Raw genomic sequence first — 16,109 nt, forward strand, 5'->3', positions numbered from 1 at the left:
TTAACGCTGCCGAATTGCTTGTCGAATGACCTCTTGAAGAGATTGTCCAATGATTTTGGACAGTCCATATCCTCATTTGAGAGATAGAATTTATTGTAATCCAATTTCTCCTTTATCGTAGGAGTTAAGTTGAACCTTAACGGCAATACCTCCACGCCTTCAGGAATGATCCTGAATATCTCCCTATGGTTTTTCAGGATATTGTCCTCCCATTGTTTGAAGGTAATGAAGAAATTGTACTTTGTCCTGTCAATATTATGCAACAGGTTGAATAGTGCCGATGCTATACCGAAATTATACAATGCCCCTGCAAAAATCAGAATGTTCGGCTTGTCATTTTTAATTTCAACTTCCCTGCAAGATTTCTCATTAAGGAAGATATGCCTGCAGACATGTTCCACTGCATCGGGATTGTCATAAGTGCAGAACTTGTCTATAAATTCTGAATCATCATAATCTTTAGGAGTATTGAGCTCATGAATCAAATCATCAGTTGTCTGGACTTTAGGGAATGGCAATTCATCCAATCCAAAGTAAAATCCACGGTAGGAGCAGTAATCCTCCTCATCATAATTGAACAATATGATTTTACGTCCAGTATTGGCATAATCAAAGAACACACTTGAATAATCAGTGACCAGCACATCAGCCATGTTCAAAACATCATAAGTCTCATAATCCTTAGGGAATGGCCGGATATGCTTGAATCTGTTGAAATCGATTTTAGATTCATTTAAAATGTGCAATTTAACCAGCAACACCTGATTGTCCTTGAGCTTAGAATCCAGTTTAACTAGATAGTTTTCCACATCAACTTTCTGTGATTCATCATCCCTGTCCATGAAAATGCCGCGAAAAGTCGGCATGTAGGCGAATACTTCATAATCATTTAACTTTAGCTCATCCCTTAATTTGGATTCAGTGAAAAAGACGCTGTTTCTAGGATAGCCCTCAAGAAGGATTTTGCCCGGATAAATCTTTTCAATCATGTATGAGTTGAGCATCTTATCCATCATGTAATCATTCGGATACAATAAATAATCAGAGGATAAGAACGGATGCTGCACATTTCCCACACGATGCTCTTCTGCAGTGTTGTCCTTACCCATTACCTTTAAAGGAGTTCCATGGAAAGTGTTGATGAATATTTGGCCTTCCTTCTTGACATATTTCGGCCTGATGCCGGAATCTGTGAAGATGTATTTTGCCTTTTCCAGGGTTTTGGTGGCCATTGCCTCCTTTGTAATGATTTTATCAATTTTTAAATCATACCTTTTCTGATAAGCCCTTATCTTATCAACCACTTGAGGCTTAGCGTGAACCTGAATCTTCAAGTCACCATACTTGCCCGTGGACAGCTCCTCCACAATCCTGAAGATGTTTCCGGTGAAATCCATGCCGTCACGGGATTCGAGATAAACCAGTTTCTCGTCCAATTTCCCATTATAATACTCCCTGTAAATCATTGAGTTTATTGCACAATCCTTGAAATTACGCAACTTATTCTTAAATCCACCGGGAACGGCAGGAGTATGAGGTTCCTTCTTGCCCTCTATGCTTTCGGCAATTCTTTTTGAGGAGTTTCCATCCTCCATGCGGTCTCGAATGTATGCATTGGGAATCCCTTCCCCGTTGATAAAATCGGCATTTGTTGTTTTTGCATTTTCAATCAGTTTAGACAATCCATCAGCATAAATGTAATCATCACCGTCGATGAAGCATACATACTCGCCTGAGGCAATCTTCAAGCCCTCGTTTCTGACCCTGTCCACTCCAATCTCCTCTTCAAACTGAATCAAATTAATATTCAATTGTGAATAATCCTTCAACAAATCATCCATTGATCCATCATAGCCGTTGGCGATGATAATCATCTCATAATCGTTTAGATTCTGATCACATAGACTATTCAGACAATCGATGAGGTGTCTTTTTGAAATGTTAAACGAGATGATAATACTTAAAAAAACCATATTGAATTCCTACATTAAACTATACTATTAATAACTCACAATAAGTATTTAAACTTATTTATACTTTAAGAAGCCACGATTTAACCTGGAAAAATCGGATGGCTGAAAATAATTTAAAACTCAAGAATTAGATAATTCTTGAATCTGAAAAAAACTAATAATAAGTGTATCCGTCATTAATCTCCAGTTGACTGACACCATGATAAGGCTTATTGAACAATGTCCCATTATAGTTAGTGTGAATAGTGTAGTTACCATTCTCTAAAGTGGACAGGACTACTGATGCCTCACCGGAATCGTCAGTGGTCACATCATAATTATGAGCCCATCCGGAATCATCCAAAATCTTGATGTAAATGGTTTCACCCGGATAAACATTCCTGTACTCATCGTTGAGGACCACCTGAACCATATCACCGTTCTTCAAGGTCGAATTACTTATCACATCAACCCTGGTGTTGTGTGAATTGGCCTGGATGAATGCGAAAGCTCCAACAGCAACGATCAGAAGTATTATCACTGCAATGATGATTGTCTTAACGTTAACCATCAAAAATCACCCTTTTTTTATTCATCGTTATTATGAACCAGAAGCACGTCAATTTCACTTGTTTTAAGAACCTTTTCAGCAACGCTTCCTATAATGAACTTGTGTATTCCACTCTTACCGGAGGAAGTGATCACTATAAGGTCAGCACCTTCTTCTTCAGCAACCTGATTAATTGTTTCAGCTGGAAAACCTGTTTTAACCATTTTTATAATGTTGACGTCATCATCGAATTTAGCAGCCATCTTGTCAACAGCCATTTTCGCTTCCTTTTTCATTACTTCATTTGCTTTCCTAACCCTTTTACGGCTTTGAAAAGCACTAGAAGTAAATTTACCTGCAACGGATAAAACAATGATTTCACCATCATCGGCGATTAGATTTGTTGCTCTTTCAATAGATAAATCTGCATATGTTGAACCATCAGTTGGCAATATAATTTTTTTATACATAACTCCACCAATTTATTAAGTAAAGGTATGTATGTTTCTCATCAGTTAATAATGTTTTTATCAAAAATAGGTTTGTAAAAAAAAATATCATTTCTTATTCAAAATATAGTATACTGTCCTGAGAGGAACATCCAATTTCTCGGAAATATCCTTGGGCTTCATGCCCTCATCCCTGAGCTTTTTGACCTCCTCATGACTATGCTTATGCTTGCGATTGTTAAAACTAGCGTTGCTTTTCCTGAGAAGGTAATAAACACGGTTTAATGTAATGTCCATTTTTGAAGCGATTTCACGTGGAGTCAAACCCTCATCCGACAATTTCTTTACTTCAAACTCGGCACCGTTGCTTCTTGACTCGGCACCCCACTGGTATTTCCTGTTGACTTCAATGTCCAGCTGTGACAATGCCTCAATATAAGTATTGGAGGTCCTGTCATAGACGCTGGGGGAGCAGGTGATCTCCTCAAGATTAGGGTACCTGTCAATCAATTCCACAATCATTGACGATGACAGTGCCTTTGTAATGTGAATTGTTGTGACTTCATCCATAGTAAATCACTTCTTAATCAGGTCCAGGAACTTCTTGGACTTGTCGCTTTTCGGATTCCTGATATTGTCAATGTTCTTGATTTCCTTTTTGACGCGGGACTCATTGACGTTGAATGCATTGCTTATCTGCGAAAGCTCAATATCCGAATTCTGATTGATCAGTGCCGCACCCAATGCAACATGGTTGAACTTGAGGCGGGAATTGCGTATCTGCTTTTCGAACTTGAACTTCTCATACAATAAGAGGTCCATCTCCTCAACAGGGATAATCTTGATGTCAGTGTAGGCATCCAATGTCTCAATCGCCTTATGGTGAGTGGCCTGGAACACCTTGCGCTGTTCACGGTCAAGCTCCACGCGGATATAAGGGAACGGTCCAATGTCGATTTTACGGGAATTATTGGATGTTGTCATGTAATACCTGAAGATATCCCACATTATCAGGGTGGAGGCTATATTGGTTAGGATGTTCTTGTATATGTTGTCCCTCACTTTCAAATCACGCCTCAATGATCTTGTGACGTTTCCGAACTTATCCATATAGCCCATGCTCTTCAAGTTTTTCTCGATTTGCATTTCACGCCATGCTTCAATTGCATCCAAGTCATAAGGGTCTATGAAATCGGGAGTGACGTTTTCATACTCACTTATGATTTCATCGTACTTGTTGATGCGTTTGAAATCGGATAATCTGCGCTTTAAAATCTCATCCTTAACATCAGCAATTATCTTCTCGCCGTACTTGACATAGCCCAGTGCCAATGCTGTCCTTGCATGATTGTCGTCGATGATGGCCGGCTTTGTCCTGTGGAATCTTAAGGCCTCGATACGCACGTTTCGACCGTACTGTCGCCTGACCTCTTCCTCATAGTTATTGACGAATTCAGAGTCCAATGTGATGTTCTTTCGAATAAGACGCTTGTTAGCGTCTCTGAATCGTATCACCAGAGATATTGTCTTGACAACGCCTTTGCGTTCCTGCTTGAGGATGTTCATTACATGCTTTAGGGATTCGCGTCCATATGATGACAGTCCATTTCTCAAAACCATGTAATTGCCTGACAATGGCAGGTATGGTATTATGCCAATCCTGTGTGTGGCTTCACGCCTTATCTTGAATGTGAAACCCTGACAGCCGCAAGTGCACTTGCCCTCCATCCTCTTGTAATCGCTCATGGAGTACTTCTTATAGCATGAGTTGCACTTTACATAACCGTATTGCTCAAGATTGCCCAATGCAATCCTATGGGAATCGATGGCTGATTTGACACGGTCAAGAATGTTCTTCTTGGCATTCGCCTTCATCCTGAATATCTGATTATGGCGGCTGCTCTCGCCCATCTCATCAATGCTCACTTCAGCCACGGTCTTTGTCCCGTACTTGCTAAGTGATGTGAAGGGAGTGGTGTATCCCTGCGCATCCATATCATCCTTTAATTTTTGCAAGTAGTTTAATCTGTCATCTAGCTTAAAGTAAAGATTCCTGAAATTGTCAAACTCCTCAATGCCACTCATGTCAATTGGGTCGTTTGCTATTTCAATAAGGTAGTTCTCGGCTTTGTTTACCAGGACAGACTCTTGCATTTTAATCCAAATTTATTGTATTCTTTCGCCGACTTCTGCTTTAACGTCAGGGGTTAATAATGCACCGGATTCTCCGGTTGCAAGTATCATTCCTTCGGAGAGTGTTCCGAAGAGTTTTGCAGGCTGTAGGTTTGCAACAACGCAGACTTTCCTGTCAACCAATTCTTCAGGGGAGTAGAATTTAGCAAGTCCCGCTACGATTTGGCGTGGCTTTTCCTCGCCGATGTCTACTTGAAGTTTCAACAGCTTGTCTGATTTTTCTATTTTTTCAGCTTCTTTAACTTGTCCTATCTTGATTACCACTTCATCGAACTGGTCGATTGTTATTAAATCACTCATGTTATCTTCCTCTTGTGTTGTTAGGTTTTCTTTTAATTTTGCCTTTTGGGCATCGATTTCTTTATCTTCTATTTTCTTGAATAATGGTTTGGCCTTGTTTATCTCATGGCCTGTTGGCAGTTCATCCTTTGCATCATTCCAATTGTCCAAGCTGCCGAGGTTCATTATTTCAGCTATCCTGTCGGCTTTTGTTGGAAGGAATGGTTTAAGCATGTAAGCCAAGGTTTTTGCTAATTGATTTGATAAGTATAAGCAGTTGGCGGCTTTTTGAGGGTCTTCCTTAACGGCTTTCCATGGTTCAGCGTCATTGAAGTACTTGTTTCCTTTTTTAGCCACCTTGAATATTTCAAGCAATGCTTCCCTGAACTCATAATCGGCAATGTATGCGCCGGCCTTGTCAGGCAATTCGGCTATTGCCTTTCTGAACTCCTCATCCTCATCAGATGGGTTGGAGTATTGTGGGATTTTGCTTTCAAATGATTTCTTTGTGAATACGAATGTACGGTGCAGGAAGTTTCCAATAACGTCTGCAAGCTCGTCATTGTTTCTTCTTTGGAAATCATCCCATGAGAAATCTGAATCCTTGTTCAGCGGAGCGTTGATTGTCAGGTAGTACCTTAATAAATCAGGCTCATAGTCCTTTACGAAATCCTCTATCCAGATGACCCAGTTTTTACTGGTGGACATTTTCTCACCTTCAAGGGACAGGAATTCCCCCGCATAGATCATGTCAGGCAGTTTGCAGCCGTATGCCTTAAGGAGTCCCGGCCAGAATATTGAATGGTGGTAGATGATGTCCTTTCCTATGAAGTGGACTACATAATCGTTCCAGTATTCCTCCCATTTCTTGCCGGACTGCTTTGACCATTGGCTTGCTGATGAAATGTATCCGAGGAACGCTTCAATCCAAACGTACAATACCTTGCCTTTTGCCTCATCCAAAGGAACTGGTATGCCCCAGTCCATATCACGGGTTAAAATCCAGTCGTTCAATCCTTCTTCAAGCCAGTTTGATGCATAGTTTTTTACGTTGGCAGGCAAGTTGTCATTGTTGGAAATGTATTCCTTCAATGCATCCTCAAACTCGGATAATTTGAAGGCGTATTGGAAGGTGTCCTTGATTACCGGGGTGGTTCCGCAGGTTATGCAGTGTGGTTCGTCGAGTTCTGTAGGGTCAAGGGCCTTTCCGCATTTTTCACAGTGATCTCCCCTGGCCTCTGAACCGCAAACGGGACATAATCCTTCAACGTAACGGTCAGGCAGGAACTTTTTGCAGTTCGGACAGTAGAGTTGCTGGATGTCCTCCCTGTAAATCAGGTCCTTGTCGTAGAGGTCCTTGAAGAAGTTCTTTGCGATGTTGTAGTGTGCCTCGTCTGTGGTTCTTGTGAAGTTGTCCAGTGAAATGTTCATTGACTCCACGTCACGAACAATCATATCATGATATCTTTTTGAAATTTCAATTGGTTTCTTGTTTTCCTTATCTGCCTTGACGGCAATTGGGGTTCCATGCTCGTCGGTTGCGCAAACCATCAGCACGTCGTTTCCAATCATCCTGTTGTATCTGGCGTAGATGTCCGCCGGAAGGTATGTGGAACGGATGTGGCCTAAGTGACATGGGCCGTTAGCGTAAGGAAGTGCACATGAAATAAATATTTTAGACATTTATCTTATCTCCTCAATTATTTTAAACATAGTATAATTATATTTTTCATGATTAATAATAGTATTTTTTTAACACTGTTATATGCGTTTAAAATAATTTATGAAAATAAAAAACTACAAAAATCAACAAAAAAATCATGAAAATATTTTAAATATAATCATTTAATAAAAATAAAACTTTTAATAAGAAGGGAAAGATTAATACGAATCTTTTACCCCAATTACTAAAAAAAATCGGCTTCGACGATTTATAACATGTACTTAAAACTATCATTGTTTTCATATATATATCTTTTTGAAATATTCTAATAGTAATACTTTTTATAAATAAAATAATAATATAAATTGCTGGAATCAATAAAAATTTCACAGAATTAAAAGAGGCTTCTATTAAAATGATTATAACATGTACCACTACCTCTTTTAGGGAGGTGTAAAGATGGTTTCAGCAGCATTAGAGGGCATTATTTTTTTAGCCATCACATACTGTTGGTATATTAAACCAATAGCTAACTACTGATGAAGAAAACAATGTTTTAAGGAGATGAAAAGAGGTTACAGTTTTCAAGTTGAGTGTTCGATGAAAAAGAAGCAATGAAGCGGAGTTTTAATATATGACATATTTCATCAAACTAAAACAGCTTTTTCTTCAGGGGCTTTTTAAGCCCCACCATCACTTACCTCACAACCAAAAGGCAATATTGATTTAGAAAATGAGTTACCTATTTAATATATGAAATAAAAAGTAAAGAATATGGCAGAAGTTTCATTTATTAACCCATTATCCGATGAAGGAAGAGGAATAATACGGGAATACGGTAATTTAAACCAGATATTCGAGGAAGACGAAAAACTAATCGAAACATGCATACGCACCCTAAACCAGAAAATATCAGACGACTCCCTGCTTCCAAAGACATACGCACAACTATGCATGAAAAGGATCCAATGGGCAATCGAGAAAAAAAACAATAAAAACTTCACACAAGCCGAATTTGAATACCTAACCAATGAGGAACTCTACGCACAGGATACTGTGACCTACCATATACTATGCCAAGCCATCGCAATACAATTCAACCTGGGATCACGTGAAACAAGACTCTTCATCGAATCACAGGGAACACTAATCCTGGAGCGCCTGGCAAAGATACCGCCAATGTCAAGGGCTGAAATCATCGACGAAGTCCTCGAGGAAGTGAAGGTTGACGGCGCAATAACATGGAAATCACTAAGGGAAATAATAGCAACCAAGAAACTGAAGCTAACAGACCTTCTAATAGATGACGGTGACGTGGTCCTGCAGCATGAGGATTTCATATACCGCTTCGGCGATGAATTCACAGACAGAAGCCCAGACAGAATGTACAATATCCTCGTTGGAGACAGCGTCAAGGAACAAATACTCTCCCGTTTGATGATGCAGAAAACCGAGGAATACATTGCAAGAATAAAGGAAATGTCAGCAAGGATAGAAATGCACCCTGCAATAATTAAAATAGGAGAGGAACTAAAAGACTTCATACCAGAGGAAACAAGCAAGTACAACCAATACTATGCAGGAAGCGGAGGAATCTACGGCTCAGTGCAAGCGGGCAAGCTTAACCCCGACGCGTTCCCACCATGCATTAAATCAACAGTGGAGGGAGTGTCATCCGGTGGGCGTAACGATGCAATCGTACTCTTGTTAACATCATTCGCTTCATATGCACGATTATACCCAAGAATATTCGCATCAGACGAGACAGTTAAGGTATCTGATATGGATCCGGACTTAAGCATTACAGAAAACGAGATACTGCCACTTATATTTGACGCAGCAGACAACTGTACACCACCACTATTCGACGACCAGCCACAGGAAAAGATAAACATCATATCAAAGCTCGGATTCGGAATGCACGAGCGCGTGGACATCAACCATGAGGGCGAGACAAAATGGTACACTCCGATGAGCTGCGAGAAAATAAAAATACACCTGCCTAACCTATGCCATCCGGACAAGTCATGCAAGGGAATAAACAATCCACTGTCATGCTATGGACGCAAAAAATTCCAATTGGACAGGGAAGCGCCAAAAGAAGAATAGACCATTACAAAGTGGACTGTGAAAACTTGAATGGATTATGATCCTCATAAATGGCATCATAATACTTGTTTAAAATCTTTGACTCCCACATGTTGTAATTGGCCTGCTCGTTTTTCTCGAAATTATACGCCAAAAGACCAATCTTTCGCTCATACTCATCAATGCCCTTCAATTCACAGAACTCAGTGATGATATCAGGAATGTACTCACAAGGGTCATCGCTGCTGAACTCAAGAAACTCCTCATACTCATGCTTGGAGAAGAATTCCTCCTCATCAATCGGCTCCTCATGTGACTTGATTGTGTAAAGCTCAATGTAGATGTCATCAGCCAAAGGCAGCTGATTCAACTCTATCCCCAAACCATACACCCTACCGTCTTCAAGGTTCAGTACAGTGTGACCTGTCCTAATGCCTCCAATCCAATTTTCAAAAGCAGGCTTCACTATCTCTTCAGGAGTCAGACCCGAAAGAACGGTCTTCAAGTGCTCAACACCGATTACTTCAACAAATTCATTCATGCTATTATATCTATCAAACCATAATTAATAAATTTTGCACAAAAGCACACATGCACGAAAGCACACCTACCCAATAAATAAATACTTTCGACGATATATTAATAATCATGTTTTCTAAAGCGACAATTAAAGAGCGAAGACAATACTACCGTGAGGAATGGGACCCGAAGGACCTTCCTGACTTCATCGCCAATGACATAAAGAAAAGGGAATTCGGTTTCGACCATAACGGCCGTGGACCGAATGACAGGTACAAGGTGTTCAGGGGGACCGAGTCACTTCGCAAGTTCCTAAGATACAAGGCACCATTTGCAGCCTACATCTCAGTGGCGTTCTACAACAACCCGCGCCGCCGAGAGGACTGGCTCAAGGCGGAATACATTTTCGACGTGGATGCAAAGGACATACCGATAAGGTCCTGCCAGTGCGATGGAGTATGCGAGACTTGTCTTGGCGAAGCTTTAGAAATAGTCAATACCTTAATCGATACTCTAAAGGGTGACCTGGGCCTTAAAAACATTCACCTGATCTATTCCGGCAGAGGATACCATATCCGTATACTTGACGAGGAAATGATGACCGCCGGAAGCGAGCTTAGATCAGAAGTTCTCAAGTATGCCGCAGGTGCGGAGGTTCCGAAATCACAGTTCATAAACTCAGAAGTCTCCAACCAAAGCTTCAACTTCGAGCACTTCTCCATACCTATCGGATATTCCAAAATATTCACCGACAAGGTGAAATTCAACATCCAGCATCTTGTCGGCAACGAGAAGATAGACGGAATTAACCCTAAGCTCATGAAGGACATAATCTCCTCAAGACACCATTTGGAAAATGACAATTGGGGCTATTTCAAGCGTGACATCGGTCCAAGACGATACAAGAACCTTGTAGAGGCAATGGCCAGAGTCAACCTTGCAACCATTGACGCTAAAGTATCAATTGACCTTAAAAGGATACTCAGACTGCCATCATCCCTTCACTCCAAGGTCAGCATGAAATGCATGGAAGTGAAAAACCGTGAAACCTTCGACCCATTCGACAAGGCAGTCCCTAAATTCGTTTATGAAAGAAAAGGAGCATGATAATTATGGATAAAGTTTTAAGAGAAATATTTAGAAAAAACCCCTACTTCGAAGAAATCAACGAGAACCGCTACGTGCCGGAATTCCTTGGCCTGATTGTGAACGGCGTGGTGGTGTATCATGTTAACTGGATTGACATTGTTGAAAATGAAATAATATTCATGCACAAGGACATTCAAACCCATCCGATAGTGTCACTAGTGCTTGATAACCTGAACTCCCTTATGATCATAACATCTGACGGGATAAAAGAAGTATTATGAAAGCATCCTGTCGCTTTCAAAACATTTATTAACTATTTTTTCGGAAATCACTTCTGGAGAATCCTCACCTGACACTACATTCCAATTGTATGTGAACTTCCGTGACCGGGCACGGTTTTCACGCAGGGAATCAATGTTCTCGAACATTTCAGTTTGCTCATGACGTGAACCGATTCGCCTGAGCGATTCCTCGGGAGTCACATCCAAAAAGAACATGCAATCGGATGTTGGAAGAATGAAAGCCACAATCTTATAAATCAGAGTGTTGATGCCGTTTGGAAGATACATCACCGCAAGGATATAGCGGGAAAATATCACAACGTCAGTGTCCCTGCTGTGGCAGTACATCTGAACTGACCTGATGGCGTCCATGCCGAAGTACAATGTGGCCTTGATGTGATTCCACTTGCCCTCCTTGAGAAGAGCCTGTTTTGATTTTCTACCGTATTTATTATCATTGCATGGATGGGACCTTACAGTGACTTTTCTTCCCTGCCTTTCATATGCTTCGGCAAGCAATCTAACCTGAGTGTCCTTGCCTGACCCGTCTAATCCATCAATAACAATAAACTTCTTCAATTTTCACACCTTATTTTGAAGGCAATTCAATGCCCTGCGCGATAGGATAAAATTCAGTGTATTTGGAGTTTCTCTCAATCGGCTTTCTTCCAAGGTTCCTCACCATACTGTCTAAGGTTTCAATTGACGCTTCCACACCGTCCGGAGCACCGGAAGCAGCTGACAGTTCATCTCCGCCAAGTGTGCCGCCAAGGTCATTGGTGCCCGCTGTCAATGCCACCTGAGCGAACCTGAAGCCCATCTTAACCCATGAAACCTGAATGTTTGGAATCAAGTCCCTAAGCATCAATCTGGAAACGGCATACAATTTCAAGTCCTCAGTGCCGCTGGCTCCAAGATTTGTCTGGCCTTCCAAAAAGATTGGAGAATACTCATGCATAAAAGTCATTGGAATGAACTCGGTGAACCCATGAGTCTCTTCCTGTAATCGTCTGATAATGTCAATATGTTCCACCCTTTCCTCCAGAGTTTCCACATGACCGTACATTATTGTTGCAGAACCCGGTATGCCAACTTCATGGGCGGTTTTAACCGCATCAATCCATTCGGCCACGGTAACCTTTTCAGGGCATATTATCTCCCTTGACCTGTCGGTCAATATTTCCGCAGCAGTGCCTGGCAATGTGTCAAGGCCGGCGTCGCGTAGTCTCTCGAATCCTTCAGCAATGTCGATTCCTGAAACCACACATGCATCCCTCACCATGGTCGGTGAAAATCCGTGAATCATGACGTTGGGATATTCATCCTTCAACAGGTGCATGAGATGCTCATAATATTCAATGTCTGCATCAGGCAAAACTCCACCCATCACGCAGAACTCATGAGCCCCCTTATCAACGGCACCCTGTGCCTTTGCAAGGATTTGCTCGTCATTCAAAATATATGCTTCAGGGTCGTCAGCGTCTTTACCGAATGCGCAAAAACCACATCTAACTGTACAAATGTTAGTGAAATTAATGTTACAGTTGTTAATGAATGTCACGTCGTCCCCGACGATTTCGTGTCTTAAATAGTCAGCAGTTGCAAGTAAGGGATATAGGTCTGGCCCTTTAATATTCATTAGATGATTCGCTTCCTCGACAGTAATCTGCTCATCAAGTGATTTGGTCAGGATTTTTTCTGTCTTGGAGGATATTGGTATTTTATCAAACATGATTTAATATTAGATTTGAATAAATAAAAAGGTTACTATTAACCGAACTGTTGTATGAAAATGTACATTAATACAAATTGAAAACTAGGAATAATATTCATAAAAAAATCAAAAATGATGAATATTACAAATTTAAATACATTATTATACAAATAATATACCATGAAGTGATTAAAATGGATAGTACAGAAGCTATTTACGACGGCCTTAAGGATGCAGGAATCGACTTCATCGTAAGCGTACCATGCGTCAACCTGTCAAGATTGCTGGACATGATTGACGAGGACCCTGAAATAACCCATATTCCAGTCACACGCGAAGAGGAGGGGATTGGAATATGTGCCGGCGCATACCTTGGAGGCAAAAGAACAGCCATCCTGATGCAGAATTCAGGACTTGGAAACTCAATAAATGCCCTTAAGTCATTAATGGAACTATATGAATTCCCGCTGATTATGATAATGAGCCATCGGGGAACAGAAGGAGAGAACATTTGCGGACAGGTCCCTATGGGCGAGTCAACACCAAGGATACTTGAAGCTATGAACTTCAATTTCTTCAAACCTGGAAATCCTGAAGAGGCATATGATGATATTCGATTGGCATGGGAACTGTCAGAGGATGAGGGAAAGCCTGTAAGCATACTATTGGAGATTAAGTACTGGTGATAGCATGGCAAGATATGAAGCAATTAGAGACATTATGGAACATATTGACGAGGAACTGGTTATATGCAACATCGGATTTCCATCAAGGGAATTATACGAGATAGATGATCGCTCCAAAAACTTCTACATGATCGGCTCAATGGGTCTTGCATCATCAATAGGATTGGGCCTTGCACTGGCCAAGCCAAGCAAGAACATTGTCGTTATCGACGGTGACGGGTCACTTCTAATGAACATGGGATCTCTTGTGACAGTGTTTGCAAACAATCCATCCAACCTGACCTGGATTGTCATTGACAATGGAGCATACGGTTCAACCGGCAACCAGGACACCTACGCACAGATGATTGACCTGGTTGATGTTGCCAAGGGCGTTGGATTCAAAAACAGCTATGATTTCAATGACATCAACCTCAAGGACGTGATGCACAATGAGAATGCAAGCTTTGTCGTTTACAGGACCGAGGCAGGCAATTCAAAAGCGCCAATCATTGATTTGGACCCGATCACCATCAAGGAAAGGTTCATGAAATCCATTTAACCTTTTTACTTTTTTTCATTAACTTTCATCTTAACCGTTTTGATAATTATAACCTATTTTTATACGTGAATTGAAATTATCCTTCATGAGCGATAAGGAATTCTATGAGATTTTAGGTTTTGTCAAGGCATCCAACTATAGAATCCGGACACTGAAATCCATTGGTGAAGAGTTGAAAACACCCACACAAATAGCTAAGGAATTGAATGTTCAAACAAGTCACATATCAGCCACTTTACAAGCGTTGAAAAATAATAACATCGTATTTTGCGTCAATGAGAATGTGAGAAAGGGACGATTATATGCCTGCAGCGATTTGGGCTTGAAGATTCTTGAAGAATTATAGGACTAAACATTCTTGAAATCCAAGGTATAAGATATTTAACAAATTAAAAATAAATTAATAATTATGATTGAAATATTCAAGAAGATTAGCCTTGGAAATTGGATACTTATAGGAATGATACTTGGTTTGATTTTCGGCCTGTTCCTTAATTTCTACGTGGACAATCCATTCATTAAAAATGTAATACTGATGGACAATATCTTCTACCTTGGAGGAAACGGATTCATCAAGCTAATGAAAATGCTGGTTGTTCCACTGGTTTTCTGTTCCATAGTTGTTGGTGTCGCATCAATATCCGACATTAGAAAAATCGGAGCGATTGGAGGGCGAACAATACTCATATACATAATAACCACTGCCATTGCAGTGACACTGGCCCTCGTGATTGGAATAATCTTCAAACCGGGATTGGGTTTGAACATGGCAAGCGTCGCCCAGTCATCCAGTGTTGTCATGAATCAGACAATGACAGACACCATATTAAACATTATCCCTGACAATCCAATCAACTCCCTTGCCAACGGGGACATGTTGCCCGTGATTATCTTCGGACTGCTTATCGGATACATTCTAGCCAAGCTGAAGGAAAAAACACAAATAATCAATGATATTTTCACACAGGGAAACACAATAATGATGGAAATGACCTCCATCGTGATGAAATTCGCACCAATAGGAGTTTTCTGCCTCATGGCAAAGACATTCGGAAGCCTTGGTTTTGAAGCAATAATCCCCTTGACAAAATACGTGTCATGCGTATTGCTGGGTCTGGCGATACAGGCATTCGTGGTCTATCCGGGTTTACTTGTCATATTAACCAGATTGAATCCACTTAAATTCTACAGGAAATTCTTCTCCGTGATGTTTTTCGCATTTTCATCTTCAACATCAAACGCAACAATACCATTAAACATTGAAAAACTCTCAGAACTTGGCGTTTCACGTGACGTATCCTCATTCACCATTCCTTTAGGAGCCACAATCAACATGGACGGAACCGCCATAATGCAGGGTGTTGCAGTAATGTTTGCAGCACAGGCATACGGTATGGATCTTGGAACCTCCGCACTCCTGACAGTGATATTCACTGCAGTGATGGCTTCCATTGGAACTGCGGGCGTTCCATCAGTGGGTCTTGTTACATTGACAATGGTGTTCAACTCCGTCGGATTGCCTGTAGCAGCTATTGGAGTGATATTCGGCATAGACCATATCCTTGACATGTTCAGAACTGCCGTGAACGTTACAGGAGATGCAATCTGCACTCTGATTGTATCATTTAAAAACAATTCACTGGACACGGACGTTTTCAATGGCAAAAAGCCCCAAAAAGAAGAAAATCATCATGTAACAGATTAATGTTACATGATTCTTTTAATTTTTTAATTTATCAATAATGACTTTTTTTACACTCTTATTGGATTCATTCTCCAGAATTCCTTCCAATATTTTCCCATCATCTATTTTTCCAATAGCTTTGAGCCTCACATGACAATCTGAATTGTTCCGGGAAATATCCTCCAGGAAATCCAGTCTTTCAATATTTTCAACAGCATGGATTTTAACCTTGCGGTTCGGGTCGTTTTCCACAATGCCTTTTAGGAATTCATCGTCAGATATCCTGAAAACCGCTTTTAAGCGGATTCTATAATTAGGATTATCCAATGCGATTTCCTTTAGAACCTCAATGTCATCTGTTGAATCCACATCAATTTGAAAATCATCATCCTTTTGCAAAATCAACCTTTTTAAAGACATG

The 16,109-nt window shown here is 40.7% G+C and carries 17 protein-coding genes; 7 read left to right on the top strand and 10 right to left on the bottom strand.

The genetic code is table 11. The features are described 5' to 3' along the window. The 6 genes from QZU77_RS05135 to metG form a co-directional block, all read right to left on the bottom strand. Positions 1-1,973 (bottom strand): CDP-glycerol glycerophosphotransferase family protein (locus QZU77_RS05135; protein ID WP_295601007.1); only part of this gene is annotated, 1,973 nt, incomplete at its 3' end. A gap of 154 nt (positions 1,974-2,127) precedes the next feature. Continuing rightward, positions 2,128-2,523: a hypothetical protein gene (locus QZU77_RS05140; RefSeq protein WP_295601010.1), complete on the bottom strand. Its 396-nt coding sequence runs from the start codon at positions 2,521-2,523 to the stop codon at positions 2,128-2,130. Between the two features lie 17 nt (positions 2,524-2,540). Beyond that, positions 2,541-2,972 carry a universal stress protein gene (locus QZU77_RS05145; RefSeq protein WP_295601013.1) on the bottom strand — a complete coding sequence of 144 codons (432 nt, stop codon included), beginning with the start codon at positions 2,970-2,972 and terminating at the stop codon, positions 2,541-2,543. A gap of 87 nt (positions 2,973-3,059) precedes the next feature. After that, positions 3,060-3,521, bottom strand: a complete 462-nt coding sequence (locus QZU77_RS05150; protein ID WP_295601015.1) for a hypothetical protein — start codon at positions 3,519-3,521, stop codon at positions 3,060-3,062. 6 nt (positions 3,522-3,527) lie between these two features. Next, positions 3,528-5,105 (bottom strand): DUF530 domain-containing protein, encoded by a 1,578-nt coding sequence (locus QZU77_RS05155; protein WP_295601017.1) that lies wholly within the window; start codon positions 5,103-5,105, stop codon positions 3,528-3,530. 12 nt (positions 5,106-5,117) lie between these two features. Then, positions 5,118-7,106 (bottom strand): methionine--tRNA ligase, encoded by a 1,989-nt coding sequence (metG, locus tag QZU77_RS05160; RefSeq protein ID WP_295601021.1) that lies wholly within the window; start codon positions 7,104-7,106, stop codon positions 5,118-5,120. A 754-nt stretch (positions 7,107-7,860) separates the two neighbouring features. Here metG and priL point away from each other — a divergent pair. Continuing rightward, a complete protein-coding gene (gene priL / locus QZU77_RS05165) occupies positions 7,861-9,195 on the top strand; it encodes a DNA primase large subunit PriL (RefSeq protein ID WP_295601024.1) in 1,335 nt (444 codons plus the stop codon). Between the two features lie 4 nt (positions 9,196-9,199). Here priL and QZU77_RS05170 read toward each other — a convergent pair whose 3' ends face one another. Next, the gene (locus tag QZU77_RS05170; RefSeq protein ID WP_295601025.1) at positions 9,200-9,715 is read right to left on the bottom strand and encodes a hypothetical protein; all 516 of its coding nucleotides are present in this window, start codon (positions 9,713-9,715) and stop codon (positions 9,200-9,202) included. A gap of 107 nt (positions 9,716-9,822) precedes the next feature. Between QZU77_RS05170 and priS the strand changes: the two genes are divergently transcribed. Together priS and QZU77_RS05180 are read left to right on the top strand one after the other, a co-directional pair. Continuing rightward, a complete protein-coding gene (gene priS, locus QZU77_RS05175; protein WP_295601027.1) occupies positions 9,823-10,800 on the top strand; it encodes a DNA primase catalytic subunit PriS in 978 nt (325 codons plus the stop codon). A gap of 5 nt (positions 10,801-10,805) precedes the next feature. Further along, a complete protein-coding gene (locus QZU77_RS05180) occupies positions 10,806-11,063 on the top strand; it encodes a hypothetical protein (protein ID WP_295601029.1) in 258 nt (85 codons plus the stop codon). Here QZU77_RS05180 and QZU77_RS05185 read toward each other — a convergent pair. Beyond that, the gene (locus QZU77_RS05185) at positions 11,058-11,642 is read right to left on the bottom strand and encodes a thymidylate kinase (RefSeq protein ID WP_295601032.1); all 585 of its coding nucleotides are present in this window, start codon (positions 11,640-11,642) and stop codon (positions 11,058-11,060) included. The two genes, QZU77_RS05180 and QZU77_RS05185, sit on opposite strands and share 6 nt — an antisense overlap. A gap of 10 nt (positions 11,643-11,652) precedes the next feature. Beyond that, positions 11,653-12,795, bottom strand: a complete 1,143-nt coding sequence (gene cofH, locus QZU77_RS05190; RefSeq protein WP_295601035.1) for a 5-amino-6-(D-ribitylamino)uracil--L-tyrosine 4-hydroxyphenyl transferase CofH — start codon at positions 12,793-12,795, stop codon at positions 11,653-11,655. A 170-nt stretch (positions 12,796-12,965) separates the two neighbouring features. On the opposite strand from cofH, the gene comD reads away from it, so the two are divergent. The 4 genes from comD (at position 12,966) to QZU77_RS05210 (ending at position 15,709) form a co-directional block, all read left to right on the top strand. Then, positions 12,966-13,463 (top strand): sulfopyruvate decarboxylase subunit alpha, encoded by a 498-nt coding sequence (comD, locus tag QZU77_RS05195; protein ID WP_295601094.1) that lies wholly within the window; start codon positions 12,966-12,968, stop codon positions 13,461-13,463. A 4-nt stretch (positions 13,464-13,467) separates the two neighbouring features. After that, a complete protein-coding gene (gene comE, locus QZU77_RS05200) occupies positions 13,468-14,004 on the top strand; it encodes a sulfopyruvate decarboxylase subunit beta (protein ID WP_295601039.1) in 537 nt (178 codons plus the stop codon). Between the two features lie 85 nt (positions 14,005-14,089). Further along, positions 14,090-14,350, top strand: coding sequence for a MarR family transcriptional regulator (locus QZU77_RS05205; RefSeq protein ID WP_295601042.1), 261 nt, complete (start codon positions 14,090-14,092; stop codon positions 14,348-14,350). 63 nt (positions 14,351-14,413) lie between these two features. Then, on the top strand, positions 14,414-15,709 hold the full coding sequence (locus tag QZU77_RS05210; protein WP_295601045.1) for a dicarboxylate/amino acid:cation symporter: 1,296 nt from the start codon (positions 14,414-14,416) through the stop codon (positions 15,707-15,709). Between the two features lie 15 nt (positions 15,710-15,724). Here QZU77_RS05210 and QZU77_RS05215 read toward each other — a convergent pair whose 3' ends face one another. Next, a complete protein-coding gene (locus tag QZU77_RS05215) occupies positions 15,725-16,108 on the bottom strand; it encodes a hypothetical protein (RefSeq protein WP_295601048.1) in 384 nt (127 codons plus the stop codon). Between the last annotated feature and the right edge of the window lies 1 nt (position 16,109).

Source organism: uncultured Methanobrevibacter sp. (genome assembly GCF_902774605.1).
Classification (GTDB): Archaea; Methanobacteriota; Methanobacteria; order Methanobacteriales; family Methanobacteriaceae; genus Methanocatella.

Coding starts and splice junctions, on each gene's coding strand:
- QZU77_RS05140 (WP_295601010.1), bottom strand. CDS start 2,523: ATGGTTAACGTTAAGACAATCATCATTGCAGTGATAATACTTCTGATC.
- QZU77_RS05145 (WP_295601013.1), bottom strand. CDS start 2,972: ATGTATAAAAAAATTATATTGCCAACTGATGGTTCAACATATGCAGAT.
- QZU77_RS05150 (WP_295601015.1), bottom strand. CDS start 3,521: ATGGATGAAGTCACAACAATTCACATTACAAAGGCACTGTCATCGTCA.
- QZU77_RS05155 (WP_295601017.1), bottom strand. CDS start 5,105: ATGCAAGAGTCTGTCCTGGTAAACAAAGCCGAGAACTACCTTATTGAA.
- metG (WP_295601021.1), bottom strand. CDS start 7,106: ATGTCTAAAATATTTATTTCATGTGCACTTCCTTACGCTAACGGCCCA.
- priL (WP_295601024.1), top strand. CDS start 7,861: ATGGCAGAAGTTTCATTTATTAACCCATTATCCGATGAAGGAAGAGGA.
- QZU77_RS05170 (WP_295601025.1), bottom strand. CDS start 9,715: ATGAATGAATTTGTTGAAGTAATCGGTGTTGAGCACTTGAAGACCGTT.
- priS (WP_295601027.1), top strand. CDS start 9,823: ATGTTTTCTAAAGCGACAATTAAAGAGCGAAGACAATACTACCGTGAG.
- QZU77_RS05180 (WP_295601029.1), top strand. CDS start 10,806: ATGGATAAAGTTTTAAGAGAAATATTTAGAAAAAACCCCTACTTCGAA.
- cofH (WP_295601035.1), bottom strand. CDS start 12,795: ATGTTTGATAAAATACCAATATCCTCCAAGACAGAAAAAATCCTGACC.
- comE (WP_295601039.1), top strand. CDS start 13,468: ATGGCAAGATATGAAGCAATTAGAGACATTATGGAACATATTGACGAG.
- QZU77_RS05205 (WP_295601042.1), top strand. CDS start 14,090: ATGAGCGATAAGGAATTCTATGAGATTTTAGGTTTTGTCAAGGCATCC.
- QZU77_RS05210 (WP_295601045.1), top strand. CDS start 14,414: ATGATTGAAATATTCAAGAAGATTAGCCTTGGAAATTGGATACTTATA.
- QZU77_RS05215 (WP_295601048.1), bottom strand. CDS start 16,108: ATGTCTTTAAAAAGGTTGATTTTGCAAAAGGATGATGATTTTCAAATT.